The organism is Sphingomonas citricola (assembly GCF_019429535.1).
In the GTDB taxonomy this organism is placed as follows: domain Bacteria; phylum Pseudomonadota; class Alphaproteobacteria; order Sphingomonadales; family Sphingomonadaceae; genus Sphingomonas; species Sphingomonas citricola.
Map to the genome: position 1 here is coordinate 319,503 of NZ_JAHXZM010000003.1, position 23,256 is coordinate 342,758.

Here is a 23,256-nt window from a genome sequence, read left to right on the forward strand (position 1 = left end):
CCGCCGTGACGCCGCTCGTCGTCGCGATGGGCGATCCCGCGGGCGTCGGGCCCGAGACGATTGCCAAGGCGTGGGAAGCACGAAGCGCGCAGGCGCTGCCCCCCTTCTTCGTGGTCGGCGACGCGCGCGCCTTCGCCGCGGTGTGGCAGGGACCAATGACGCGGATCGACGACCCGCGCGACGCGTCGCGCGCGTTCGATACGGCGCTGCCGATCCTTCACGTCCAGGATGCCGGCGAGGTCGTGCCGGGGCTGCCGAGCACCGACGGCGCACGGGCGGCATTCCGCGCGCTGGAGGCGGCGACCGGCCTCGCACAATCGGGCGCGGCGCGGGGACTTGTGACCGCGCCGGTCGGCAAGGCGCAGATGTATCAGGTGGGTTTCGCGCATCCGGGACAGACAGAGTTCGTCGCGGAACGCTGCGGCGTGGCGCGCGACAATGCGGTGATGATGCTCGCCGGGCCCTCGCTGCGCGTCGTGCCGATCACCACGCACGTGCCGCTAGCCGACGTGCCGGGGCTGCTGACGATCGAGCTGATTGTCGCCAAGGCGCGGGTGACCGCGCGCGGGCTGACGAAGAATTTCGGCATCGCGCTGCCCCGGCTCGCCTTCGCCGGCCTGAACCCGCACGCCGGCGAGAGCGGCGCGCTGGGGCGCGAGGAGATCGACGTGATCGAGCCCGCTATCGCGCAGTTGCGTGCCGAGGGGATCGAGGTGGAGGGGCCGCTCGCCGCCGACACGATGTTCCACCCGCGCGCTCGGGCGCGATACGACGCGGCGATCTGCTGCTACCATGATCAGGCGCTCGTGCCGATCAAGACGCTCCATTTCGACGAGGGCGTCAACATGACGCTTGGGCTGCCGATCGTGCGGACTTCGCCCGACCACGGTACCGCATTCGGCATCGCGGGGCAGGACAAGGCGCATCCCGGCGCGATGATCGCGGCGATCGCGATGGCGGACATGGCGGCGACGAACCGGCAACGGTACGCAGCGGCGTGCCGGTGACCGCGCCCGTCACCCCGCTACCGCCGCTGCGCGACGTGATCGCGCGGTTCGGGCTGAACGCGTCGAAGGCGCTGGGGCAGAATTTCCTGTTCGACGCGCAGTTGCTGGGGCGGATCGCGCGGATCCCCGGGGATTTGAACGATCGCGAGGTGCTGGAGATCGGCCCCGGTCCGGGCGGCCTGACGCGGGCACTGCTGGCGACCGGAGCGCAGGTGACCGCGATCGAGCGCGATCGTCGCTGCATTCCCGCACTCGCCGAACTCGCGGACGCCTATCCAGGCAAGCTGCGCGTGATCGAGGGCGACGCGACCGAGATTGATGGGCGGTCGCTGTTCGAGGGCGCGCCGCACATCGTCTCGAACCTGCCGTACAATGTCGGCACGCCGCTGCTGGTCGGATGGCTGTCCGCCGAATGGCAGCCGTGGTGGCAATCGCTGACGCTGATGTTCCAGCGCGAGGTCGCCGATCGCATCGTCGCGACCGTGGCGAGCGATGCCTACGGACGGCTGGCGGTGCTCTCGCAGTGGCGGTCGGTCGCGAAGCTGGCGATGCCGGTCCATCGCTCCGCCTTCACCCCGCCGCCCAAGGTGATGTCGGCGGTCGTCCACATCACCCCGACTGCCGAGCCCGACGGCGTCCGGCTCGAAATGCTGGAGCGGGTCACCGCCGCCGCGTTCGGGCAGCGGCGCAAGATGCTGCGGCAGAGCCTGCGCGGCGTGCCCGATGCGCTCGACGCGCTGGAGGCGGAGGGGATCGACCCGACGCGGCGCGCGGAAACGGTATCGGTGCCTGAGTTCGTCGCGATCGCGCGTCGGCTGAGCTAGGCCGATCAGTCCTTCGCGGTGGTCGTGTTGACGCCGACCGGTGCGGACATCTGCGCGGTCGCGACCGGCGGACCCTTGGCGATGCGCGCGGCGAGCGTCGTCGCCTGCGGGCACTGCCCCTTGCACAGCGTACGGACGCGCGCGAGGTTCTGTTTCGCGCGCTCGACCGCGCCCTTGGCGACCATCGCCTCACCCTGCCCGCTCAGCGCGTCGACGTCGTTGGGTTCAAGCGTCAGCGCCTCGCGGTAGAGGCGGATCGCCTTGCCGGGGAGGCCGCGCGCCTGCGACACCTGCGCGAGGGCGACGAACGCCTGACGGTTGCGCGGATCGACCGCGAGCGCGGATTCGAGCAGATCGGTCGCGCCATCGAGATTGCCGCCGGAGCGTGCCGCCTCGGCCTGCTTCATCAATGCGAGGCTGCGCGGATCGACCTGATCGTCGGGACGCTGGCCGTAAAGCGACGTGGAGATCGAGGCCGCTGCCAGCCCGAGCGCGACGGCGACGGAAGTAAAACGCATGATCGGCTCCAGCTTCGGCACTGTTTCAACGAATTAGCATGGTGCCCGCAGCCGCGCGACAAAAAAGCCGTCGCTGCCGTCATGCCCGGGGGTCAGGCGCAACCCCTGCCCGTGCGCACGACCGAGCGGCAAGGTCAGCGGCTCGGCCTGCCAGCCGGGATGCACGGCGAGGAAGGCATCGACCTGATCGCGCCCCTCCGCGTCGAGGAGCGAGCAGACGATGTAGACGAGCGCGCCGCCGGGTTTCACTATCGGCGCACCCAGCATGAGCACGTGACGCTGCATCGCTGCGAAGCGGTCGATCCGGGCCGGGGTCAGCCGCCAGCGCGCTTCCGGATTACGCCGCCAGGTGCCGGTGCCCGAGCACGGCGCGTCGATGAGCACGGTGTCGGCCACCGCGCGGAGCGGCGCGAGCGCGTCGGTCTCCCGGCCCGCGTCGAGCAGCAGCTGCTCGATGATCGTCGCACCCGCCGCCGCAGCACGCGGCTCCAACCGACGAAGCCGCGCGCGGTCGACGTCGGAGGCGATGATGCGCCCATCGTTGCGCATCGCGGCCGCGAGCGCGAGGCTCTTGCCCCCTGCCCCCGCGCACAGATCGACGATGGTCTGACCGGGCTCGGCCGCCGCGGCGCGCGTCACCGCCTGGCTACCCGCGTCCTGCACCTCGAGCCGGCCGGCGAAGGGCGTGAGATCGGTACCAGCGGGCAGCCGTAACGCGTCGGCGAGGCCGGTGATCGGCTGAGCGTCGGGCAGTTCGGCGGCGATCGCCTCTGGCGAGGTGAGCAACGTGTTGACGCGAACGTCTAGCGGCGCGCGGCCGTTCAACGCGGCCTGTTCCCCGGCATCGAGGTCGGACGCCGACAGTCGTTCGAGCAGCCACGCCGGCGCGATGCCGGGAACTGCGGTCGCCTCGTCCGCCGCGATCGGGGCCGGCGCATGGGTCGAGCCGTCGAAGGTTGCGGCGATCGCGGGGTCGGTCTTCGCGAGCGCGACCATCGCGGCGCGCCCGTTGTCGGGGCGTTCGCCCAGCAGGCGGATCGCGGCATAGACGAGTTCGCGCACCGCGCGGCGGTCCTTCGACCCGGCATAGCGGCGCTGCGCGAAATAGCGCGCGATCAGCGTGTCGGCGGCGGCGCCATTGTCGACTGCCGCGGCGACGATCGCGTCGAGCAGCTCGATCGCGGCCTGGGTCCGTGCGGCTGGGGTCATCGGTTCACATCCGTCCGGAAGGTCACAAAGGTCACAGCCCTACGCATGCGCGCGCCCGCGGGCGCACGCGAGACGACACGGGTTCCAAACCCGTGACAGCGCATTCGCGTGTAGGACAGCCCCGGCGTTGTCACCGCGTCGGGTAATTGGGCGCCTCACGCGTGATCGTCACGTCGTGCACGTGACTTTCCTTCAGCCCCGCGCCGGTGATGCGGACGAAGTTCGCGCGCTGTCGCAGGTCGCGGATCGTTGCCGAGCCGGTATAGCCCATCGCCGCCTTGATCCCGCCGACGAGCTGGTGGATCACGTCGCGCGCCGGACCCTTGTACGGTACCTGCCCCTCGATCCCCTCGGGTACGAGTTTGAGCTGGTCGCGGACCTCGCCCTGGAAATAGCGGTCGGCCGAGCCGCGGCCCATCGCGCCGACGCTTCCCATCCCGCGATAGGATTTGTACGCACGCCCCTGATAAAGGAAGGTTTCGCCCGGCGCTTCCTCGGTCCCGGCAAGCAACGATCCGACCATGCAGGTCGCCGCCCCCGCCGCCAGCGCCTTGGCGAGATCGCCCGAGGTGCGCAGGCCGCCATCGGCGATGACGGGGACGCCGAGCTTCTCGCCGGCTTCCGCGCAGTCCATCACCGCGGTCAGCTGCGGTACGCCGACGCCCGCGACGACGCGCGTCGTGCAGATCGAGCCCGGACCGATCCCGACCTTGATCCCGTCCGCGCCCGCCTCGATCAGCGCGCGCGTCGCCTCGGCGGTGGCGACGTTGCCGGCGATGACCTGAACCGAGTTCGAGAGTTTCTTCACGCGCTCGACCGCGCGGGCGACGTCGCGGTTGTGTCCGTGCGCGGTGTCGATGACGACGAGGTCGCATTCGGCGTCGACCAACGCCTCGGTCCGCGCGAAGCCCTTGTCGCCGACGGTGGTCGCGGCAGCGACGCGCAGGCGGCCGGCGGCGTCCTTGGTCGCATCCGGGTAGGTGACCGCTTTCTCGATGTCCTTGACGGTGATGAGACCGACGCAGCGATAGGCGTCGTCGACGACCAGCAGCTTCTCGATCCGACGCTGATGGAGGAGGCGGCGTGCCTCCTCCTGCCCCACTCCAGCCGAGACGGTGGCGAGATTGTCGCGCGTCATCAGTTCGGCGACGGGCTGCTTCGGGTTCTCGGCGAAGCGGACGTCGCGGTTGGTCAGGATGCCGACGAGCTTGCCGTCCGCCTCGACCACCGGGATGCCGCTGATGCGGTTGGCGGCCATCAGCGCCTGCGCGTCCGCGAGCGTCGCCTGGGGCGTGATGGTGATCGGGTTGACGACCATCCCGCTCTCGAACCGTTTGACCGCGCGAACCGCGGCGACCTGCTCCTCGATCGTGAGGTTGCGGTGGAGCACGCCCATCCCGCCCAGCTGCGCCATGACGATCGCCATGTCGGCCTCGGTCACGGTGTCCATCGCCGAGGAAAGCACGGGGATGTTGAGCGCAATGTCGCGCGTCACGCGGGTGCGGGTGTCGGCGTCGGTCGGCAGCACCTCGGATGCGCCCGGCACGAGCAGCACGTCGTCGAAGGTAAGCCCGAGGCGAATATCCATGGGAACGCCGAATCCTGTCGAGGGGGAGGAGTGGCGGGCCATGTAACCGCGTTCGCCGGGTTTCGCTAGCTCCCCGCGGGTTTCGCTAGGTGCGCGCCCGGCGAGGCGCTATGATCGGGTGATACACCCCGTGGGGACATGGGTGGGGGAGATGGGGATGCTGACGACGATTGCCGCGCTGCTGCTCGTGCTGGTGCTGTTCTACCTGATGAGCAGCATCAAGATCGTGCGCCAGGGATATCAGTACACGATCGAGCATTTCGGGCGCTACACCACCACCGCCTCGCCCGGGTTCAACTTCTACCCCGCCTTCTTCTACCGTGTCGGCCGCAAGGTGAACATGATGGAGCAGGTGATCGACATTCCGGGGCAGGAGATCATCACCAAGGACAATGCGATCGTCTCGACCGATGGCGTGGTGTTCTTCCAGGTGCTCGACGCGCCTAAGGCGGCGTACGAGGTGTCGGACCTGTACGTCGCGCTGTTGCAGCTCACCACCACCAACCTACGCACCGTGATGGGCGCGATGGATCTGGACGAGACGCTGTCGAAGCGCGACGAGATCAACGCGCGGCTGTTGTCGGTCGTCGACCATGCGACCGTGCCGTGGGGGGTCAAGATCACGCGCGTCGAGATCAAGGACATCCGCCCGCCCGCCGACATCGTCTCCGCGATGGGACGCCAGATGAAGGCGGAGCGCGAGAAGCGCGCGAACATCCTCGAGGCCGAGGGCAGCCGCGCCTCCGAAATCCTGCGCGCCGAAGGGCAGAAGCAGGCGCGGATCCTGGAGGCAGAGGGCCGGCGCGAATCGGCCTACCGTGACGCGGAGGCGCGCGAGCGCGCGGCGGAGGCCGAGGCGCGCGCGACGCAGGTCGTGTCGGAGGCGATCGAGAGCGGCGGTACGCAGTCGCTCAATTATTTCATCGCGCAGAAGTACGTCGAGGCGGTGGGCAAGTTCGCGACCAGCCCGAATGCCAAGACGATCCTGTTCCCGGTCGAGGCGACGCAGCTGATCGGGACATTGGGCGGAATCGGCGAACTCGCGCGTGATGCGCTGTCGCCGCAGAACCCGACGGGGGCGAAGAAGGACAAACCGGCGCGCGACGCAACCGCGAGCGTGCCGCGGATCGGCGGTGGCGTGGCTGGCGGGGGCACGGCTGGCGGGGATACGGCTGAACAGGGATGAACTGGGGCGACCTGAACGGCGCGGGCGCGTGGTTGATCGCAGCGCTGCTGCTCGGGATCGCCGAGCTGGTCGTGCCGGGGGTGTTCCTCGTTTTCGTCGCGGTCGCGGCGGCGATCGTCGGGGTGGCGCTGCTCGCACTGCCCGACCTGCCGCTCGCCGCGCAGATCGGTGCATTCGCGGCGTGGAGCGCGGTCACGGTGCTGGTCGGGCGGCGCTGGTACCGCGACTATCCGGTCGAGGGCGACGCGGCGCGGCTGAACGATCCGGCCGCCCGGCTGATCGGCGCGGTGGTGACGGTCGAGCGCACGATCGAGCATGGATCGGGGCGCGTGATTCTCGGCGACGGTGCGTGGCCGGCGCGGGGACCGGAGCTGCCAGCGGGTGCGCGGGCGCGGGTGGTGGCGGTCGACGCGGGCGTGCTGGTGGTGGAGCCGTTGGATGGGTGACACCCCACACCCGATCGGCTTGGACAGGCGCGCGCGCCTGACCAAGCCGGGATAAGCTGGGTGCGGGCGATCAGGCGTTGGCCGCCTCGATCCGCGCCAGCAAGACGCCCTCGGTCACCTGCCCGCCCGCCGCGGCGTTGAGTTCGGCGACGGTGCCGTCGAACGGCGCGACGAGACTGTGCTCCATCTTCATCGCTTCGAGCGTCAGCAGCTTCTGCCCCTTGGTGACGCTCGCGCCCGCCGCGACCTCGACCGCGATGACGCGACCGGGCATCGGCGACAGGATCGCGCCGTCGCCCGCCCCGCCCGCCGCCGCGCCGCTTGCGCGGAAAGGAGCGAGCGCCCAGGTCTGCCCGCCCTCGCTGATCAAGACGCTGGTGGAAACCGCTTCCTCCGCCTCATCCGCGTCGGTGAAGTCGATGTCCACGCCCTCGCCGTCGAGCAGGAAGCGCGCGGCGCGGCGCGGGGGCGCATTGAGGCGGAAGCCCGCGAACGGCGCGGGCCCGGCGAGTTCCGCCGCCGCCGCGGTCAGCGCCTCCTCGCTCGGATAGGCGGGCGGCATCAGCGCGTCGCCCTCGCGCGCGATCAATCCCGTGTCGACGCGGCCGGCTGCGAAATCGGGATGGTCGAGCGCCTCGACCAGGAAGCCCGCGTTCGAGCGGACCGGCCACACCACCGCTTCGTCGAGCGCATCGGCGAGTTGCTCGCGTGCGTCCTCGCGCGTCTGCCCATGCGCGATCAACTTGGCGATCATCGGATCGTAGAAGGGCGAGATGACGCTTCCCTGCTCGACCCCGGTGTCGACGCGGACGCCATTCTCGGCCGGATCGCCCAGATCGAACGCTTCCAGCGTGCCGATCGAGGGGAGGAAGCCCTTGGCCGGATCCTCGGCGTAGAGCCGTGCCTCGATTGCGTGACCGGTGATGGTGAGTTCGTCCTGCGCGCATGGCAGCGGCTCGCCCGACGCCACGCGGAGCTGCCACGCGACCAAATCCTGCCCCGTAATCGCCTCGGTCACCGGATGCTCGACCTGGAGGCGGGTGTTCATTTCCATGAACCAGATACGGTCGGCGCGCAGGCCTTCGCTCGCGTCCGCGATGAACTCGATCGTGCCCGCGCCGACGTAATCGACCGCCTGCGCGGCCTTGACTGCGGCGGCGCAGACCGCGTCGCGGGTCGCCTCGTCCATACCGGGTGCGGGCGCTTCCTCGATCACCTTCTGGTGGCGGCGCTGGAGCGAGCAGTCGCGCTCGAACAGGTGGACGACGTGGCCGTGGCGGTCGCCAAACACCTGCACCTCGATGTGGCGCGGGCTCTGAATGTATTTCTCGATCAGCACGCGGTCGTCGCCGAACGACGATGCCGCCTCGCGCTGGCACGATTGCAGCGCGTCGGCGAAGGCGGCGGCGTCGCCGACCTGCCGCATCCCCTTGCCGCCGCCGCCCGCGACCGCCTTGATCAGCACGGGATAGCCGATCGCATCCGCTTCGGTGCGGAGCCGCTCGGGCGACTGGTCGGCACCGAGATAGCCCGGCGTGACGGGCACGCCGGCCGCGATCATCCGTTCCTTGGCGGCGTCCTTCAGCCCCATCGCGCGGATGCTGTCGGGGTTGGGGCCGACCCAGACGAGCCCGGCATCGAGCACGGCCTGGGCGAAATCGGCGTTTTCGGACAGGAAGCCGTAGCCGGGGTGAATCGCCTCCGCGCCGCTCTGGCGCGCGGCGGCGATGATGCGGTCACCGATGAGATAGCTCTCGCGCGCCGGCGACGGGCCGATGTGGACCGCCTCGTCGGCCATGCGAACATGCAGCGCATCGGCGTCGGCGTCGGAATAGACCGCGACGGTACGGATGCCGAGCGCGCGCGCGGTGCGGATGATGCGGCAGGCGATCTCGCCGCGATTGGCGATGAGGAGCGATTGGATCATCTGGGTCACATCCGGAACACGCCGAAGCGGGGTGCCTGCTCGACGGGGGCGTTGAGGCAGGCGGTGAGCGCGAGGCCGAGCACGTCGCGCGTCTGCGCCGGCTCGATCACGCCGTCGTCCCACAACCGCGCGGTGGCGTAATAGGGATTGCCCTCGTCCTCGTACTTCTGTCGCACCGGCGCCTTGAAGGCCTCGGCCTGGTCGGGCGTCCAGCTATCGGCGTCGCGGTGGACGGTCGCGAGCACGCTTGCCGCCTGTTCGCCGCCCATCACGCTGATGCGGCTGTTGGGCCAACTGAACAGGAAGCGGGGCGAGTAAGCGCGGCCGCACATGCCGTAATTGCCCGCGCCGAAGCTGCCGCCGATCAGGATCGTGATCTTGGGCACGCTGGCGGTCGCGACTGCGGTGACGAGCTTCGCACCGTGTTTCGCGATCCCTTCCGCCTCGTAGCGGCCGCCGACCATGAACCCCGAGATATTCTGGAGGAACAAGAGCGGCACGCGGCGCTGGCAGGCGAGCTCGATGAAATGCGCGCCCTTCTGTGCCGATTCGCTGAACAGCACGCCGTTGTTGGCGAGGATCGCGACCGGCATCCCGTGGATATGCGCGAAGCCGCAGACGAGGCTGGTGCCGTACAGCGCCTTGAATTCGTGGAACTCCGACGCGTCGACCAGCCGCGCGATCACCTCGTGCACGTCGTACGGCGCGCGCACGTCCTGCGGGACGATGCCGTAGAGATCGTCGGCCGGGAATGCGGGCTCGCGTGGGGTCGCGATGTTGATCGTTGGTGCGGGCGGCGGGGGCAGCGTCGACACGATGTCGCGCACGATCGTCAGCGCGTGATCGTCGTTCTCGGCGACGTGATCGACCACGCCCGAACGGCGGCCGTGCGTCTCCGCGCCACCCAGTTCCTCGGCCGAGATGACCTCGCCCGTCGCGGCCTTCACGAGCGGCGGCCCGGCGAGGAAGATCGTGCCCTGGTTGCGCACGATCACGGTCTCGTCGCTCATCGCGGGCACGTAGGCGCCGCCCGCGGTGCAGCTGCCCATCACGCAGGCGATCTGCGGAATCTGCAGCGCCGACATGTTCGCCTGATTGAAGAATATGCGGCCGAAATGCTCGCGATCGGGGAACACTTCGGCCTGATGCGGCAGGTTGGCGCCGCCCGAATCGACGAGGTAGATGCAGGGCAGCCGGTTCTCCTGCGCGATCTCCTGCGCGCGCAGATGCTTTTTTACGGTCAGCGGGTAATAGGTGCCGCCCTTCACGGTGGCGTCGTTGCACACGATCATGACCTGCCGGCCCGACACGGTGCCGATACCGCAGATCAGCCCGGCGCCCGGCACCTGATCATCGTAGAGGCCGTTCGCGGCGAGCTGTCCGATCTCGAGGAAGGCAGTGCCGGGGTCGAGCAGCCGCTCGACCCGGTCGCGCGGCAGCAGCTTGCCGCGCGCGGTGTGGCGATCGCGCGCGCGGCTGTCGCCGCCGAGCGCCGCCTGGGCGACGCGGTCGCGCAATTCCTCGGCGAGCGCCTGATTGTGCGCGGCGTTCGCCTGGAAAGTCGCGTCGGCGTGCGCCAGCTTGGTGTCGAGCCGTGCCGCGCTCATTGCGCGACCGGCGGGTTGTGACCGATCAGCTCGCGGCCGATCAGCATGCGGCGGATCTCGTTGGTGCCGGCACCGATGTCGAGCAGCTTGGCATCGCGCAGGAAGCGTTCGACCGGCCAATCCTTGGTGTAGCCCGCACCGCCCAGCGCCTGTACCGCCTCGCCCGCGACCTTGAACGCGCTCTCGCTGGCGAGGAGGATCGCGCCCGCCGCGTCGAAGCGCGTCGTCTTGCCCGCGTCGCACGCCTGCGCGACCGCGTAGACGTAGGCGCGCGCGGAATTGAGCGCGACGTACATGTCGGCGATCTTCGCCTGCATCAACTGGAACGCGCCGATCGGCTGACCGAACTGCTGCCGCTCGCGCACGTAGGGCAGCACGACGTCGAGGCACGCCTGCATCACGCCCAACTGGATGCCCGCGAGCACCGTGCGCTCGTAATCGAGCCCGCTCATCAGCACGCCGACGCCGCCGTTCACCGGCCCCATCACGTTCTCGTCGGGCACCTCGCAGTCGGTGAAGACGAGTTCGGCGGTCGGCGAGCCGCGCATCCCCATCTTGTCGATCTTCTGCCCGATCGCGAAGCCGGACATATCCTTCTCGATCAGGAAGGTGGTGATGCCACGCGACCCCTCGCCCGTCTTGGCATAGACGACGAGCGTGTCGGCGTAGGGCGCGTTGGTGATCCAGAATTTCGTGCCGTTCAGGACGTAACCGCCCTGCACCTTCTCGGCGCGCAGCTTCATCGAGACGACGTCGGAACCCGCATTCGCCTCCGACATCGCGAGGCTGCCGACGTGTTCGCCGCTGATCAGCTTGGGGAGGTATTTCGCCTTCTGCTCGGCGCTCGCCCAGCGGCGGATCTGGTTGACGCACAGGTTGGAGTGCGCGCCGTAGCTCAGACCGATCGAGGCGGACGCGCGCGCGACCTCCTCCTGCGCGACGACGTGTTCGAGATAGCCGAGCCCGAGCCCGCCGTCCTCCTCGGCGACCGTGATGCCGTGGAGGCCGAGTTCGCCCATCGCGGGCCACAGCTCGTTCCTTGGAAACCAGTCGTCGGCGTCGATCTTCGCTGCCAGCGGCGCGATCTTGTCGGTCGCGAACCGGCGGGTGGTGTCGCGGATCATCTCGGCATTGTCGCCGAGCGCGAAGTCCATTTCTGCCACAGGCCTCTCCTTTGCACGCGGTGTACCAGCCGCGTGATGCCCGCGCAAAATTGAAGTTTCGGGGCTTACATCATAGACGGTGTCTATGATCGACCGTTACCATCTTCGCTATTTCCTGGCGGTGATCGACCACGGCAATTTCTCGCGCGCGGCGGACGCGTGCAACGTGTCGCAGCCGACGCTGTCGGTCGGCGTCGCGAAGCTGGAAAAGACGCTCGGCCAGCCACTGTTCCGGCGCAGCAACCGCCGCGTCGAGTTGACGCGCGCGGGCACGTTGCTCGCCGAGCAGGCGCGGCGGATCGAGGCGGGGTTCCTCGCCGCGGAGCGCGCGGTCAGCGACAGCGCGGCGGCGGAGACGATCCGGCTGGGCGTACTAGGCTCGATTGCGCCGGGCTGGATCGAGCGACTGTTGCGCGCGCACCGACTGGCGGGCGGCGAGCGGCTCGAATTGTACGAGGGGCGCGAGCGCGACTTAAGCGATCGGCTGGCGAGCGGGCGGATCGACGTGGCGCTGACGATCGTGCGCGCCGGGGTCGGGGCGCACGTCGTGGTGGCGGAGGAAGGCTATGCGATGGCGCTACCGTCGTTTCACGCGCTCGCGGGCCGCGTGAGCGTCGCGGCGGAGGAACTGGCGAGCGAGGCGATGATCGTGCGTCGCCACTGCGAGGCGCTGGCGGACACCAGCCGCCATTTCACCGCGCGCGGGGTGCGGCCGTTCTTTTCCGCACGCACCGCGAGCGACGAACGCGCGCTGCGTTACGTGCGCGAAGGGCTGGGCGTGACGCTGGTGCCGGAGAGTTTCGCGGGCGACGGCATCGCGTGTCCGCGGCTCGACGGGTTCGACCTGACGCGCACGCTGGGCCTCGTCTATGCGCCACATCGCGACGCCGCGGCGCTGCGCGGGACGCCGCTCGTCCGTGCCGCAGAGGGGCTGGGTCAGTCGCCCGGCTGAGTACGCCCCACGGTCGCGTGGTGGCGCAGCACCGCCATGAACTGCTCCTGGAGCGCGGTCGGATACCAGTCGCGCCGCGTGATCGCGCCGATCGTCCGCATCGTGTCGGGCACGCACGACTGGATCGTGACGAGCGAACCCGATTCGATCTCGGCGCTCACCTGATCGGGGGAGAGCAAAGTCAGGAAATCGCTGCGTACCAGCACACCGCGGATCAGCGCAACCGAACCGCACTGGATCGGCGCGTCGGGACGCGGCTTGTCGGCGTGGTCGAACATCTGCTGCCAGCGGTCGAGCAGCCCGGAGGCGCGACGCGCGACGATCCAAGGGTAGGCGGCGAGATCCTCGAACCCCGCCTCCCCCCCGTCATTACCGCGCGCCAGCGGGTGCTCGGCGCGGCCGATGATCGTCAGGCGATCGGTGAACAGCGGCTCCTGCAACAATTCGCGCCCGGGATGATCGCGCAGCGCGCCGATCAGCATGTCGATCCGGCCCGACCGCAGCAGTTCGACGAGTTCGAGATACGACCCCTCGACCACGTCGACGCGCGCGGCGGGGTGATCGCGTAGTAGGTCGGCGAGCGTGGCGGGTAGCAGCAGCGAGCGCGACAAGGCCATCGCGCCGATCGCGAGGCGGCCGCCCTTCCCGCTCGATTCCTCCAGCGCGGTGGTGAGTTCGGCGTGCGCGAGGTTGAACCCCTGCGCCAGCGTCGCGCCCGCGCGGGTCAATCCGACGCCGCGGCCGCGGCGCTCAACCAGCGCGGTGCCGCTCAACTGCTCCAGATCGCGCACCGCGCGGTGGAGCGCGGGGACCGATACGCCCGCGCTCTCGGCCGCGCGCATGAAGCTGCCGGCTTCGGCGAGGTTGATCAGGCCACGGACGTGCGCGGTGGTGAGATAATTGTGAGGGTCGCCCTTTTGCGGGGTGTTGCTGGACCGGCGGAATGCGCGCGAGATGCGCTGCAACGCATGGTCGACGCGGCGGACGATGCGCCGTCCCGCCGCGGTCGGCGACACGCCCGACGCGGTGCGATCGAACAGCGCGACGCCGAACGCCGCCTCCAGCTTGGCCAGCGCCTGACTAAGCGCGGGTTGCGACACGCCCGATGCGCGCGCCGCGAGGCTGAGGCTGCCCGCCTGCGCGATGCCGAGCAGGAGGCGCAGGTGGCGCAGGTTGAGGTCATGCGCGGCTGTCATCGTTGTCCTTTAACCCAGGCTTATAGCATTCCGCTATTCAGATTTGAACAAGGGCCCGCCCCACCTTTAACGTTGCACAATATTGCCCGTGAATGGGCGGAGAGGGACACGATCCATGCTGATGCAACCCGGCGTCGCGACGACGAGCGCCAACGGCACGCCACCGACCAGCCACCGCGCGCTGATCGAATGGGTCGAGCAGGTCGCGGCGCACACGCAGCCTGACGCGATCCACTGGTGCGACGGATCGCAGGCCGAGTGGGACGCGCTGTCCGAGCAATTGGTGCAGGCGGGCACGCTGGTGCGGCTGAACCCCGAACTGCGCCCCGACAGTTTCTACGCGCGTTCCGACCCGCGCGACGTGGCGCGCGTCGAGAGCCGCACGTTCATCTGTTCGGATGCGGAGGCCGATGCCGGCCCCACCAACAACTGGGTCGAGCCGGCCGAGATGCGCGACAAGCTTGACGGGCTGTTCGCGGGGTCGATGCGCGGGCGGACGATGTACGTCGTGCCCTATTGCATGGGCCCGATCGGGTCGGACAAGAGCGCGATCGGCGTCGAGCTAACCGACAGCGCCTACGTCGTTCTTTCCATGCGCATTATGACCCGGATGGGCACGCCCGCGCTCGACATGCTGGGCGAGGACGGTTTCTTCGTCCGCTGCGTTCACACGGTCGGGATGCCGCTGGCCGAAGGGCAAGCCGACGTGGCATGGCCGTGCAACGAGGAGAAGTGGATCGTCCATTTCCCCGAAACGCGCGAGATCTGGTCGTACGGGTCGGGCTATGGCGGGAACGCATTGCTCGGCAAGAAATGCTTCGCGCTCAGGATCGCGAGCGTGATGGCGCGCGACGAGGGATGGCTCGCCGAGCACATGCTGATCCTGAAGCTGACCAACCCGGCGGGCCGCGCGCATTACGTCGCCGCCGCCTTCCCGAGCGCGTGCGGCAAGACCAACCTCGCGATGCTCGAGCCGACGGTGCCGGGCTGGAAGGCCGAGACGGTCGGCGACGACATCGCCTGGATGCGGTTCGGAAAGGACGGGCGGCTCTACGCGATCAACCCGGAAGCGGGCTTCTTCGGCGTCGCGCCGGGCACGGGGCCTGCCACGAATAAGAACGCGATCGACACGCTGTCGGGAACGTGCATCTTCACCAACACCGCGCTGACCGCCGATGGCGACGTGTGGTGGGAGGGTCTGTCGAAGACGCCGCCCGAGGGGCTGACCGACTGGACCGGCGAGCCGTACGATCCCGCCAGCGGCAAGCCCGCCGCGCATCCCAACGCGCGCTTCACCGCACCCGCGGCGCAATGCCCGTCGATCGCCGACGAATGGCAGTCGCCCGACGGCGTGCCGATCAGCGCGTTCCTCTTCGGTGGCCGCCGCGCGAGCGCGGTGCCGCTGGCAGTCGAGGCGTTCGACTGGGAACACGGCGTCTACATGGCGGCGAACATCGCGTCGGAGGGTACCGCGGCGGCCGAGGGCAAAGTTGGCGCGCTGCGCCGCGATCCCTTCGCGATGCTGCCGTTCTGCGGCTACAACATGGGTGACTATTTCAACCATTGGGTGAAGATCGGCGCGAAGGCGCAGTCGGACGCTGCGGTCCTGCCACGCATCTTCATGGTCAACTGGTTCCGCAAGGACGAGAACGGCAAGTTCGTCTGGCCGGGCTTCGGCGAGAATTCGCGCGTGCTGAAGTGGATCGTCGACCGGATCGAGGGTGAGGCCGACGCGGTCGAGACGCCGATCGGCTATCTGCCGACCCCCGACGCGCTCGATGTCGCAGGCTTGGGTCTGTCGCTCAACGCGGTCGAGACGCTGCTGTTGGTCGATACCGCCACGTGGAACGAGGAAGCCGCGCGCAATCGCACGTTCCTTGAAGAGTTCGACGCGCCGATCCCGCCCGCGTTGATGCGGCAGCAGCAGGCGCTCGAGGAGCGGCTCGCGACCGCCTGATCTCATCCGGCTTTCGGCGGCCTCGCGGTCGCCGTCGTCGCGGCGCTCGTGCGGAACTCCCCCGCGCGGGCGCCGCCTACGTTCCCGTCAAGGTTATGCGGCGTGTCCGGGTAGCGGTCGTACCGACAGCGATCGATCGCGTCGTCTGATCACCTTCGCAGGCGACCGAGCGACGTGCGCGTCACACCGGCCGGTCGATCGACACGGGCGGCTCGCTGAACCATTTCGGCCCCGCCTCGGTCACGTGGAAGCAATCCTCCAGCCGGACGCCGAACTTGCCGGGCAGGTAGAGGCCGGGCTCGTCGGAGAAGCACATGCCGGGGCTGAGCGCCGTCGCCTCGCCGCGGACGAGATTGACCGGTTCATGGCCCTCCATGCCGATGCCGTGGCCGGTGCGGTGCGATAGTCCCGGAAGGCGATAGCCCGGCCCGTAGCCGAGCGATTCATAATAGCGCCGCACCGCATCGTCGACGCTGCCCGCGGGTGCGCCGAGTTTCGCCGCCGCGAACGCGACCTGCTGCCCGCGCGCGACCTGATCCCAGACGCGGCGCACCTCGGCGCTCGCTGCGCCGACGACGAAGGTACGCGACACGTCGGACTGATAGCCCTGCACCGTACAGCCGCAATCCATCAGCACGACGTCGCCGCGCACGATCCGCCGCGGCGCGGTGCCGCCGTGGGGCAGCGCCGCGTCGGGGCCGACGAGTGCCATCGAGAATTCGGGCGCCCCGCCCAGCTTGCGCGTCGCCGCGTCCATCAGCGCACCGACGTCGCGCCCCGTCATCCCGACCTCGACGCGCGGGTGAAGCCAGCGATAGGCATCGATCGTCACGTCGGTCGCCGCCTGCATCAGCGCGATCTCGGCGGGTGACTTGACGATGCGGCAGGCGCGGACGAGGCCATCGGCGCTAACGAGTTTCACGCCCGGCAGTGCCCTGCGCAGGCGGTCGGTCGCGAAGAAGCGGACGTTCGCCTCGACAGCGACGGGCCGCGCGGTCAGGCGACGTTCGCGCAGAAAGCCCGCCACGACCGCGAGCGGATCCTCATCCTCGTTCCACGTCCTGACCTCGGCGGGAACCGACAGACTGAGGCGGACCGAGGGCTCCTCGAAGAACGGCGTGACGATGCACGGCTCGCCCTCGACGGGCAGGATCGCGCAGGTCAGCCGCTCCGACAGATGCCAGCGCACCCCGGTGAAATAGATCATCGACGCGCCGGGCTCGATCAGCACCGCGCCAACGCCGTTCGCCTTCATCAGCGCCTGCACCCGCGACAGGCGGCGTGCGCGCTCGGCCGCGTCGATCGGGCGCGTGGTGCCGGTCAGGTCGCGGAGCGCCGCCAGATCGGGCTCGGCCGCGCGCAGCACGCCCGATGCGAGCGGCAGGACCGCGGCGGCGGCGAGGACGTTGCGGCGCGTGAAGGAGGTCGGCATAGGCGGCGGACGATAGGGTGCTTGACGCAAGCGCCGCAATCCCCTTCCCTTTTGGCGCACGTGCGGGAGCGATGATTTGGCCAAGCGGCTGACCTTGTACATCATGATCGGGCTGGTCGCGGGGCTGGTCGTCGGCCTTGGGCTGAACACATGGCTCGACGACGGAACGCCCGCCGCCGCCGCGCGGCTGACCGAGATCGCGGGCTATTTCTCGATCCTCACCTCGTTGTTCCTGCGCCTGATCAAGATGATCATCGCGCCGCTCGTCTTCGCGACCCTCGTGTCGGGGATCGCGCAGATGGGCGACACCAAGGCACTGGGGCGGATCGGCGGGCGCGCGCTCGGCTGGTTCATCTGCGCGAGCCTCGTCTCGCTCGGGCTCGGGCTGATCCTGGTGAACGTGTTCCAGCCGGGGGTCGGCATCAACCTGCCGCTGCCCGCCGCGACCGCCGCGTCGGGGGTCGAGACGACGGGGTTCAACCTGAAGGATTTCGTCACGCACATCGTCCCCGCCTCGATGGTGGACGCGATGGCGAAGAACGAGATCCTGCAGATCGTCGTCATGTCGCTGTTCGTCGGCGTCGGCATCACCGCGGTTGGCGAGAAGGCAGCGCCGCTGGTCCGCGGGATCGACGCGCTGGTGCACGTGATGCTCCAGGTGACCGATTACGTGATGCGCGTCGCGCCGATCGCTGTGTTCGCCGCGGTCGCGGGCACGCTGACCGAGCGCGGTGCCGGCGTGATCGGACAGCTCGCCTATTTCATGGGCAGCTTCTACCTGACGCTCCTGACGCTGTGGGCGGTGCTGCTGGGTGTCGGCACGTTATTCATCGGGCGGCGGATCGTCGACCTGATCCGCCACGTGCGCGAGCCGTTGCTGGTCGCTTTCTCGACCGCGTCGTCGGAGGCCGCCTATCCGCGGATGCTGGAGGCGCTCGACCGGTTCGGGGTGCCGCCGCGGATCGCCAGCTTCGTGCTGCCGCTGGGCTACTCGTTCAACCTCGACGGGTCGATGATCTACATGGGGTTCGCGTCGCTGTTCGTCGCGCAGGCGTACGGGATCGACCTCTCGATCGGGCAGCAGATCACGATGCTGCTCGTGCTGATGGTGACGAGCAAGGGGATCGCGGGCGTGCCGCGTGCGAGCCTGGTGGTGATCGCGGCGACGATGCCGATGTTCAACATTCCCGAGGCCGGGCTGCTGCTGATCCTGGCGGTGGATCATTTCCTCGACATGGGGCGCACCGCGACCAACGTGATCGGCAATGCGGTGGCGAGCGCGGTGGTGGCGAAATGGGAGGGCGGCTTCGACGCGCCCGAACCGGTCGCGATCGAGGCGCCGCGCGCGCCGAGCGGGCACGGTCCGGCCGATCCGGTTACTTCGTTTCGCGACGTTTAATTGCGCGGCGGCTGTCGGCGGTAGCTGAGCGCTTCGGCAACGTGGATGCGGCCGATCGTCTCCGCACCCGCGAGATCGGCGACCGTGCGCGCGACGCGTAACACACGCGTGTAGCTGCGCGCGCTGAGGCGTAGCTGGGCTGCGGCCTGCGCGAGCAGTTGCCGGCCGGTCTCGTCGGGGGTGGCGAAGCGGTCGAGCGTGTCGCCGTCGAGTTCTGCATTGGTACGCGCGCCGCTTCCCGTCAGCCGATCGGTCTGGACGGCCCTTGCCGTGGCGACGCGCGCGGCGACCTCGGCCGAGCCCTCACGCGGGGGCGGCAGCGTCAGGTCGGCGGCGGTGACCGCCTGCACCTCGACGTGCAGGTCGATGCGGTCGAGCAAAGGCCCCGACACCTTGGCCTGATAGTCGGCCGCGCATTTCGGCGCGCGCGCGCAGGCAAGACTCGCGTCGCCGAGGTGCCCGCAGCGGCACGGGTTCATCGCGGCGATCAACTGTACCCGCGCTGGATAGGTCACGTGGGCATTGGCGCGCGCGACGCTGACGGTGCCGGTCTCCAGCGGTTGGCGAAGCGAGTCGAGCACCGCGCGCTGGAATTCGGGCAATTCATCGAGGAACAGCACCCCCAGGTGCGCGAGGCTGACCTCGCCCGGCTTGACGCGCAGCCCCCCGCCTGTCAGCGCCGCCATCGACGCGGAATGGTGCGGGCTGCGGAACGGGCGCACGCGGGTGAGTTGACCGTTCGTCAGCGTACCGGCGACCGATTGCACCATGCTGACCTCCAGCGCCTCGGCGGCGTCGAGCTTCGGCAGGATGCCCGGCAGGCAGGCGGCCATCAGCGACTTGCCCGCGCCGGGTGGTCCGACCATCAGCAGATTGTGCGATCCCGCCGCCGCGATCTCAAGTGCGCGCTTCGCGGTTTCCTGCCCCTTCACCTGACGCAGGTCGGGGCCGCCGCGCGCGTCGATCACCGCGCCGGGGCGGGGCATCGCGAGGAGTTGCTCGCCTTTCAAATGGTTGAGCAGACCGAGCAGATCGGGCGCCGCCACGACCTCGACACCGGCGCTCCAAGCGGCCTCGGGCCCTTGCGCGGCCGGACAGATTAGCCCCTTGCCCACTTCGGCCGCGTGGATCGCGGCGAGCAGCACGCCGGGCGACGGCGCCAGGCGACCGTCGAGCCCCAGTTCGCCGACGATGACGTAGTCGGCCAGCGCCTCGGCGTCGACCACACCCATCGCGGCGAGCAGCCCGAGCGCGATCGGAAGATCGAAGTGCGAACCTTCCTTGGGTAGATCGGCGGGGGACAGATTGACCGCGATCCGCTTGGGCGGCAGCGACAGCCCCATGCTGGCGATCGCGCCGCGCACGCGCTCGCGGCTCTCGCCCACCGCCTTGTCGGCGAGCCCGACGAGGTTGAACGCGGGGAGCCCGGCGATCAATTGCACCTGCACCTCGACCGCGCGCGCCTCCAGCCCCAGATACGCCACGGTGGATACGATCGCGACCATGTTGCTCCCCCCGGTATCGGGTCATAGCGCAGCGGCGCCGCGTGCGAAGCCGCGAAGACTTACTGATCGCGCGGCCCCGCGTTGACTTGCGCACCGCATTTCCGTAAGCGGCGCAGCGTTGGGGCTGCCCGTGTGGTGGCCCCTTGATATTTGTATTCGGGACATGAACGATGAAGCGGACCTTTCAGCCGAGCAACCTGGTGCGTGCACGCCGTCACGGCTTCCGCGCGCGGATGGCGACGGTCGGCGGCCGTGCGGTGATCCGGGCGCGTCGCGCGCGCGGCCGCAAGAAGCTGTCGGCGTAAGCGAGAAAAGCACCCCGCGCGTGACGCCGGGGCGCATGACGAAGCGGCCGGAATATCTGGCCGCGAACGCCGGGCGTCGGGCTCCGACGCCCGGCTTCGTTTTGTTGGTCAAGGACCGGCGCGACGACGATCCCGCGATGCGGATCGGCATCACCGTCACCAAGAAGGTCGGCAACGCCGTCGTCCGCAACCGGATCAAGCGGCGTTTCCGCGCGCTCGCGCGTGACGTGTTGCCCGAGGCGGGATGCGCGGGGGCCGACCATGTGTTGATCGGACGCGACGGTGCGCTGACGCGCGACTATGCCGCGCTCCGGCACGACCTGGTGCGTGCGCTGGAGCGCGCGGCGAAGGCGTCCGAGGGCGACACCCGGCCGCGGCCGCGCAAGCGAAAATGATCGCGCGACTGCTCATCCTGCTCGCGCGCGCGTGGCAATTGGGACCCAGCGTCATCCTGCCGCCGTCATGCCGGTATCAGCCGTCGTGTTCGGCCTATGCAATCGAGGCGCTGCGCCGCTATGGAGCGGTGAAAGGCGGATGGCTGTCGATCAAGCGGATCGGCCGGTGCCATCCTTGGGGCGGACACGGACCCGATCCGGTCCCGTGATGACGAATTGGGGCGCCAGGTGAACAACGACAACAAGAATTTCATCGTGTTCGCGGTGATCGCGGCACTGATCCTGTTCGGCTGGCCGCTGGCGCAGAGCCGGTTTTTTCCGACCGCCAACCCGCCCGTGACCAAGATCGTCGACGGCAAGTCGAAGCCGCTGCCGCAGCCGGGCGCCGATCCGACCGCGGACGGGCCGACCGCGATGCGCGACCGCCGCGCGGTGCTGGCCGAGAGCCCGCGCGTCCGTATCCAGACGGCGCGCATCGAGGGGTCGATCAACCTGCGCGGCGCGCGGATCGACGACCTGGTACTGACCGACTACAAGGAAACGGTTGCCAAGAATTCCGCGCCGATCCGCCTGCTGTCGCCCGCGGGCGCACCCGAGGCGTATTTCGCGCAGTTCGGGTGGCGTGACGGCGGGCTGATGCCCCCCGCCGGCGACGCGGTGTGGACCGCCTCCTCGAACGTCCTCGCCCCCGGTCGCCCGGTGACGCTGACCGCGGCGAACGCGCGTGGTCAGCGCTTCCGCATCGATCTGTCGATCGACAACGATTATCTGTTCACCATCCGCCAGACGGTCGCGAACGCCGGGCAGACCGCGGTGCCCGTCGCGAGCTACGCGCTCGTCAACCGCGCCGGCGTGTCGAAGGACCCGGACAGCTGGACGATCCACACCGGTCCGATGGCGGTGTACGACAACGCAGCGCACTACGGCCCCAATTTCAAGGACGTCGACGCCGGCCCGCAGAAGTTCGCCTCGAAGGGCGGCTGGCTCGGCTTCACCGACAAATACTGGCTGACCGCGCTGATCCCCGATCAGGCGCGCAGCTTCGACGGGCAGTTCCGCGCGGGCGCAGGCAAGACCTATCAGGGTGATTTCACCGGGGCGGCGCAGATGCTCGCGCCGGGCGCGCAGGTATCGCAGACGACGCGCTTCTTCGCGGGTGCGAAGGAAGTAAAGCTGCTTGACCAATATACCGACAACGGGACGGCGGCGAAGCTTGACTATGCACTCGACTGGGGCTGGTTCCGCTTGGTCGAGAAGCCGATCTTCTACTATCTCGACCTGCTGTTCCGTCTGGTCGGCAATTTCGGCGTCGCGATCATCCTGCTGACGCTCACGATCCGTCTGCTCGTCTTCCCGATCGCACAGCGCCAGTTCCGCAGCATGGCGGCGATGCGTGCGATTCAGCCCAAGATGAAGGCGATCCAGGAACGTCACAAGGACGACAAGCAGCGCCAGCAGCAGGAGATCATGGCGCTGTACAAGGCGGAAAAGGTCAACCCGCTCGCGGGCTGCCTGCCGACGCTGATCCAGATCCCGATCTTCTACGCGCTGTACAAGGTGCTGCTGCTGACGATCGAGATGCGCCACCAGCCGTTCGTGCTGTGGATCAAGGATCTGTCCGCGCCTGATCCGCTGACCCCGGTCAACCTGTTCGGCCTGCTCGCCTTCACGCCGCCGCACGTCATCGCGATCGGCGTGGTGCCGATCCTGCTCGGCATCTCGATGTTCTTCCAGTTCCGCCTCAACCCGGCACCGATGGACGACGCGCAGAAGCAGGTGTTCGCGATCATGCCGTGGGTGCTGATGTTCGTGATGGCGCCGTTCGCGGTCGGTCTGCAGGTCTATTGGATCACCACCAACTGCATCTCGATCCTGCAGCAGAAGTGGCTTTACAGCCGCCACCCGCAGCTGAAGCAGGCTGCGGCCCAGGGTGGGGCCAAGTGAACGACCAGCCCTCCGACATCGGCGGCGAGGCGTTCGACGACGAACAGATCGAGACGGCGCGCAAATTGTTCGCCGGCCCGGTCGAGTTCCTGAAATCGGCGCCCGCGCTCAACTTCCTGCCCGACCCGGTCGTGCCCGAGGTAGCGTTCGCGGGCCGGTCTAACGTCGGCAAGTCGTCGCTGCTCAACGCGTTGACGGGACGCAAGTCGCTTGCACGGACTTCGGTCACGCCGGGTCGGACGCAGGAGTTGAACTTTTTCGACGTCGGGCGGCCGCTGGTCTTCCGGCTGGTCGACATGCCCGGCTACGGCTTCGCCAAGGCGCCGAAGGACATGGTCAAGAAGTGGCGTTTCCTCGTCAACGACTTCCTGCGCGGTCGGCAGGCGTTGAAGCGCGCGTTGGTGTTGATCGACAGCCGCCACGGCATCAAGGACGTCGACCGCGAGATACTGGAGATGCTCGACCGCGCCGCGGTGAGTTATCGCCTCGTGCTCACCAAGGCCGACAAGGTTAAGGCGACCGACCTGGCCCACGTGACCGCCGCGACCGCCGCCGAGGCGCGCAAGCACGCGGCCGCGCATCCCGACATCATCCAGACGTCGAGCGAGGGCGGCATGGGCATCGCCGAGCTGCGCGCCGCGGTGCTGGAAGCCGTTAGCGCCTGAACCTCCAGGGCAAGGAGGTGCTTGTCGCCCC

The 23,256-nt window shown here is 69.1% G+C and carries 21 protein-coding genes; 12 read left to right on the forward strand and 9 right to left on the reverse strand.

Annotated features, from left to right (window positions below; genetic code table 11):
• Positions 1-5: 5 nt before the first annotated feature.
• Together pdxA and rsmA are read left to right on the forward strand one after the other, a co-directional pair.
• Positions 6-1,007, forward strand: a complete 1,002-nt coding sequence (gene pdxA, locus KZ810_RS09200) for a 4-hydroxythreonine-4-phosphate dehydrogenase PdxA (protein ID WP_219768792.1) — start codon at positions 6-8, stop codon at positions 1,005-1,007.
• Complete coding sequence (gene rsmA / locus KZ810_RS09205) at positions 1,004-1,831, forward strand: 16S rRNA (adenine(1518)-N(6)/adenine(1519)-N(6))-dimethyltransferase RsmA (RefSeq protein WP_308461525.1); 828 nt, start codon at positions 1,004-1,006, stop codon at positions 1,829-1,831. The genes pdxA and rsmA overlap by 4 nt, the downstream gene beginning before the upstream one ends.
• Before the next feature lie 5 nt (positions 1,832-1,836).
• Here the strand turns inward: rsmA and KZ810_RS09210 are convergent, their stop codons facing one another.
• The 3 genes from KZ810_RS09210 to guaB form a co-directional block, all read right to left on the reverse strand.
• Complete coding sequence (locus KZ810_RS09210) at positions 1,837-2,349, reverse strand: tetratricopeptide repeat protein (RefSeq protein WP_219768793.1); 513 nt, start codon at positions 2,347-2,349, stop codon at positions 1,837-1,839.
• A 33-nt stretch (positions 2,350-2,382) separates the two neighbouring features.
• The gene (locus tag KZ810_RS09215; RefSeq protein ID WP_219768794.1) at positions 2,383-3,558 is read right to left on the reverse strand and encodes an RsmB/NOP family class I SAM-dependent RNA methyltransferase; all 1,176 of its coding nucleotides are present in this window, start codon (positions 3,556-3,558) and stop codon (positions 2,383-2,385) included.
• Positions 3,559-3,688: 130 nt separating this feature from the next.
• Entirely contained in the window at positions 3,689-5,146 is a 1,458-nt protein-coding gene (guaB, locus tag KZ810_RS09220) for an IMP dehydrogenase (protein ID WP_219768795.1), read from the reverse strand.
• A 157-nt stretch (positions 5,147-5,303) separates the two neighbouring features.
• Here guaB and KZ810_RS09225 point away from each other — a divergent pair, with 157 nt between their 5' ends.
• Both KZ810_RS09225 and KZ810_RS09230 read left to right on the forward strand, forming a co-directional pair.
• On the forward strand, positions 5,304-6,332 hold the full coding sequence (locus KZ810_RS09225) for an SPFH domain-containing protein (RefSeq protein ID WP_219768796.1): 1,029 nt from the start codon (positions 5,304-5,306) through the stop codon (positions 6,330-6,332).
• The gene (locus KZ810_RS09230) at positions 6,329-6,778 is read left to right on the forward strand and encodes an NfeD family protein (RefSeq protein WP_219768797.1); all 450 of its coding nucleotides are present in this window, start codon (positions 6,329-6,331) and stop codon (positions 6,776-6,778) included. Before KZ810_RS09225 ends, KZ810_RS09230 begins: the two co-directional genes overlap by 4 nt.
• Before the next feature lie 70 nt (positions 6,779-6,848).
• Here KZ810_RS09230 and KZ810_RS09235 read toward each other — a convergent pair whose 3' ends face one another.
• From KZ810_RS09235 to KZ810_RS09245, 3 genes are read right to left on the reverse strand one after another with little or no spacing between them, the layout of a single operon-like run.
• On the reverse strand, positions 6,849-8,705 hold the full coding sequence (locus tag KZ810_RS09235) for an acetyl/propionyl/methylcrotonyl-CoA carboxylase subunit alpha (protein WP_219768798.1): 1,857 nt from the start codon (positions 8,703-8,705) through the stop codon (positions 6,849-6,851).
• A 5-nt stretch (positions 8,706-8,710) separates the two neighbouring features.
• On the reverse strand, positions 8,711-10,312 hold the full coding sequence (locus KZ810_RS09240) for a carboxyl transferase domain-containing protein (RefSeq protein WP_219768799.1): 1,602 nt from the start codon (positions 10,310-10,312) through the stop codon (positions 8,711-8,713).
• On the reverse strand, positions 10,309-11,475 hold the full coding sequence (locus KZ810_RS09245) for an isovaleryl-CoA dehydrogenase (RefSeq protein WP_308461526.1): 1,167 nt from the start codon (positions 11,473-11,475) through the stop codon (positions 10,309-10,311). The genes KZ810_RS09240 and KZ810_RS09245 overlap by 4 nt, the downstream gene beginning before the upstream one ends.
• Positions 11,476-11,560: 85 nt before the next feature.
• Between KZ810_RS09245 and KZ810_RS09250 the strand changes: the two genes are divergently transcribed.
• The gene (locus KZ810_RS09250) at positions 11,561-12,427 is read left to right on the forward strand and encodes a LysR family transcriptional regulator (protein WP_219768800.1); all 867 of its coding nucleotides are present in this window, start codon (positions 11,561-11,563) and stop codon (positions 12,425-12,427) included.
• Here KZ810_RS09250 and KZ810_RS09255 read toward each other — a convergent pair.
• The gene (locus KZ810_RS09255; protein WP_219768801.1) at positions 12,412-13,623 is read right to left on the reverse strand and encodes a LysR family transcriptional regulator; all 1,212 of its coding nucleotides are present in this window, start codon (positions 13,621-13,623) and stop codon (positions 12,412-12,414) included. The two genes, KZ810_RS09250 and KZ810_RS09255, sit on opposite strands and share 16 nt — an antisense overlap.
• A gap of 115 nt (positions 13,624-13,738) precedes the next feature.
• On the opposite strand from KZ810_RS09255, the gene KZ810_RS09260 reads away from it, so the two are divergent.
• Positions 13,739-15,580, forward strand: coding sequence for a phosphoenolpyruvate carboxykinase (GTP) (locus KZ810_RS09260; RefSeq protein ID WP_219768802.1), 1,842 nt, complete (start codon positions 13,739-13,741; stop codon positions 15,578-15,580).
• A gap of 181 nt (positions 15,581-15,761) precedes the next feature.
• On the opposite strand, the gene KZ810_RS09265 is transcribed toward KZ810_RS09260, so the two are convergent.
• Positions 15,762-17,012 (reverse strand): M24 family metallopeptidase, encoded by a 1,251-nt coding sequence (locus KZ810_RS09265; RefSeq protein WP_219768803.1) that lies wholly within the window; start codon positions 17,010-17,012, stop codon positions 15,762-15,764.
• A 76-nt stretch (positions 17,013-17,088) separates the two neighbouring features.
• Here KZ810_RS09265 and KZ810_RS09270 point away from each other — a divergent pair, with 76 nt between their 5' ends.
• Positions 17,089-18,411: a dicarboxylate/amino acid:cation symporter gene (locus tag KZ810_RS09270; protein ID WP_219768804.1), complete on the forward strand. Its 1,323-nt coding sequence runs from the start codon at positions 17,089-17,091 to the stop codon at positions 18,409-18,411.
• On the opposite strand, the gene KZ810_RS09275 is transcribed toward KZ810_RS09270, so the two are convergent.
• Entirely contained in the window at positions 18,408-19,916 is a 1,509-nt protein-coding gene (locus KZ810_RS09275) for a YifB family Mg chelatase-like AAA ATPase (RefSeq protein WP_219768805.1), read from the reverse strand. The genes KZ810_RS09270 and KZ810_RS09275 overlap by 4 nt on opposite strands.
• A 170-nt stretch (positions 19,917-20,086) precedes the next feature.
• Between KZ810_RS09275 and rpmH the strand changes: the two genes are divergently transcribed.
• The 5 genes from rpmH to yihA are packed head-to-tail and all read left to right on the forward strand — an operon-like array spanning position 20,087 to position 23,225.
• The gene (gene rpmH, locus KZ810_RS09280; protein WP_028056723.1) at positions 20,087-20,221 is read left to right on the forward strand and encodes a 50S ribosomal protein L34; all 135 of its coding nucleotides are present in this window, start codon (positions 20,087-20,089) and stop codon (positions 20,219-20,221) included.
• Positions 20,222-20,256: 35 nt separating this feature from the next.
• A complete protein-coding gene (rnpA, locus tag KZ810_RS09285; RefSeq protein WP_219768806.1) occupies positions 20,257-20,616 on the forward strand; it encodes a ribonuclease P protein component in 360 nt (119 codons plus the stop codon).
• Positions 20,613-20,825 carry a membrane protein insertion efficiency factor YidD gene (gene yidD, locus KZ810_RS09290; protein WP_219768807.1) on the forward strand — a complete coding sequence of 71 codons (213 nt, stop codon included), beginning with the start codon at positions 20,613-20,615 and terminating at the stop codon, positions 20,823-20,825. Before rnpA ends, yidD begins: the two co-directional genes overlap by 4 nt.
• Before the next feature lie 19 nt (positions 20,826-20,844).
• Positions 20,845-22,560: a membrane protein insertase YidC gene (gene yidC, locus KZ810_RS09295; RefSeq protein ID WP_219768808.1), complete on the forward strand. Its 1,716-nt coding sequence runs from the start codon at positions 20,845-20,847 to the stop codon at positions 22,558-22,560.
• Positions 22,557-23,225, forward strand: a complete 669-nt coding sequence (gene yihA, locus KZ810_RS09300; RefSeq protein ID WP_219768809.1) for a ribosome biogenesis GTP-binding protein YihA/YsxC — start codon at positions 22,557-22,559, stop codon at positions 23,223-23,225. Before yidC ends, yihA begins: the two co-directional genes overlap by 4 nt.
• Positions 23,226-23,256: the final 31 nt, after the last annotated feature.

Excerpts from the sequence above, each read along its gene's own strand:
- KZ810_RS09210 (WP_219768793.1), bottom strand. The coding sequence starts at position 2,349 with ATGCGTTTTACTTCCGTCGCCGTCGCGCTCGGGCTGGCAGCGGCCTCG.
- KZ810_RS09215 (WP_219768794.1), bottom strand. The coding sequence starts at position 3,558 with ATGACCCCAGCCGCACGGACCCAGGCCGCGATCGAGCTGCTCGACGCG.
- guaB (WP_219768795.1), bottom strand. The coding sequence starts at position 5,146 with ATGGATATTCGCCTCGGGCTTACCTTCGACGACGTGCTGCTCGTGCCG.
- KZ810_RS09225 (WP_219768796.1), top strand. The coding sequence starts at position 5,304 with ATGCTGACGACGATTGCCGCGCTGCTGCTCGTGCTGGTGCTGTTCTAC.
- KZ810_RS09230 (WP_219768797.1), top strand. The coding sequence starts at position 6,329 with ATGAACTGGGGCGACCTGAACGGCGCGGGCGCGTGGTTGATCGCAGCG.
- KZ810_RS09235 (WP_219768798.1), bottom strand. The coding sequence starts at position 8,705 with ATGATCCAATCGCTCCTCATCGCCAATCGCGGCGAGATCGCCTGCCGC.
- KZ810_RS09240 (WP_219768799.1), bottom strand. The coding sequence starts at position 10,312 with ATGAGCGCGGCACGGCTCGACACCAAGCTGGCGCACGCCGACGCGACT.
- KZ810_RS09250 (WP_219768800.1), top strand. The coding sequence starts at position 11,561 with ATGATCGACCGTTACCATCTTCGCTATTTCCTGGCGGTGATCGACCAC.
- KZ810_RS09255 (WP_219768801.1), bottom strand. The coding sequence starts at position 13,623 with ATGACAGCCGCGCATGACCTCAACCTGCGCCACCTGCGCCTCCTGCTC.
- KZ810_RS09260 (WP_219768802.1), top strand. The coding sequence starts at position 13,739 with ATGCTGATGCAACCCGGCGTCGCGACGACGAGCGCCAACGGCACGCCA.
- KZ810_RS09265 (WP_219768803.1), bottom strand. The coding sequence starts at position 17,012 with ATGCCGACCTCCTTCACGCGCCGCAACGTCCTCGCCGCCGCCGCGGTC.
- KZ810_RS09275 (WP_219768805.1), bottom strand. The coding sequence starts at position 19,916 with ATGGTCGCGATCGTATCCACCGTGGCGTATCTGGGGCTGGAGGCGCGC.
- rpmH (WP_028056723.1), top strand. The coding sequence starts at position 20,087 with ATGAAGCGGACCTTTCAGCCGAGCAACCTGGTGCGTGCACGCCGTCAC.
- rnpA (WP_219768806.1), top strand. The coding sequence starts at position 20,257 with ATGACGAAGCGGCCGGAATATCTGGCCGCGAACGCCGGGCGTCGGGCT.
- yidD (WP_219768807.1), top strand. The coding sequence starts at position 20,613 with ATGATCGCGCGACTGCTCATCCTGCTCGCGCGCGCGTGGCAATTGGGA.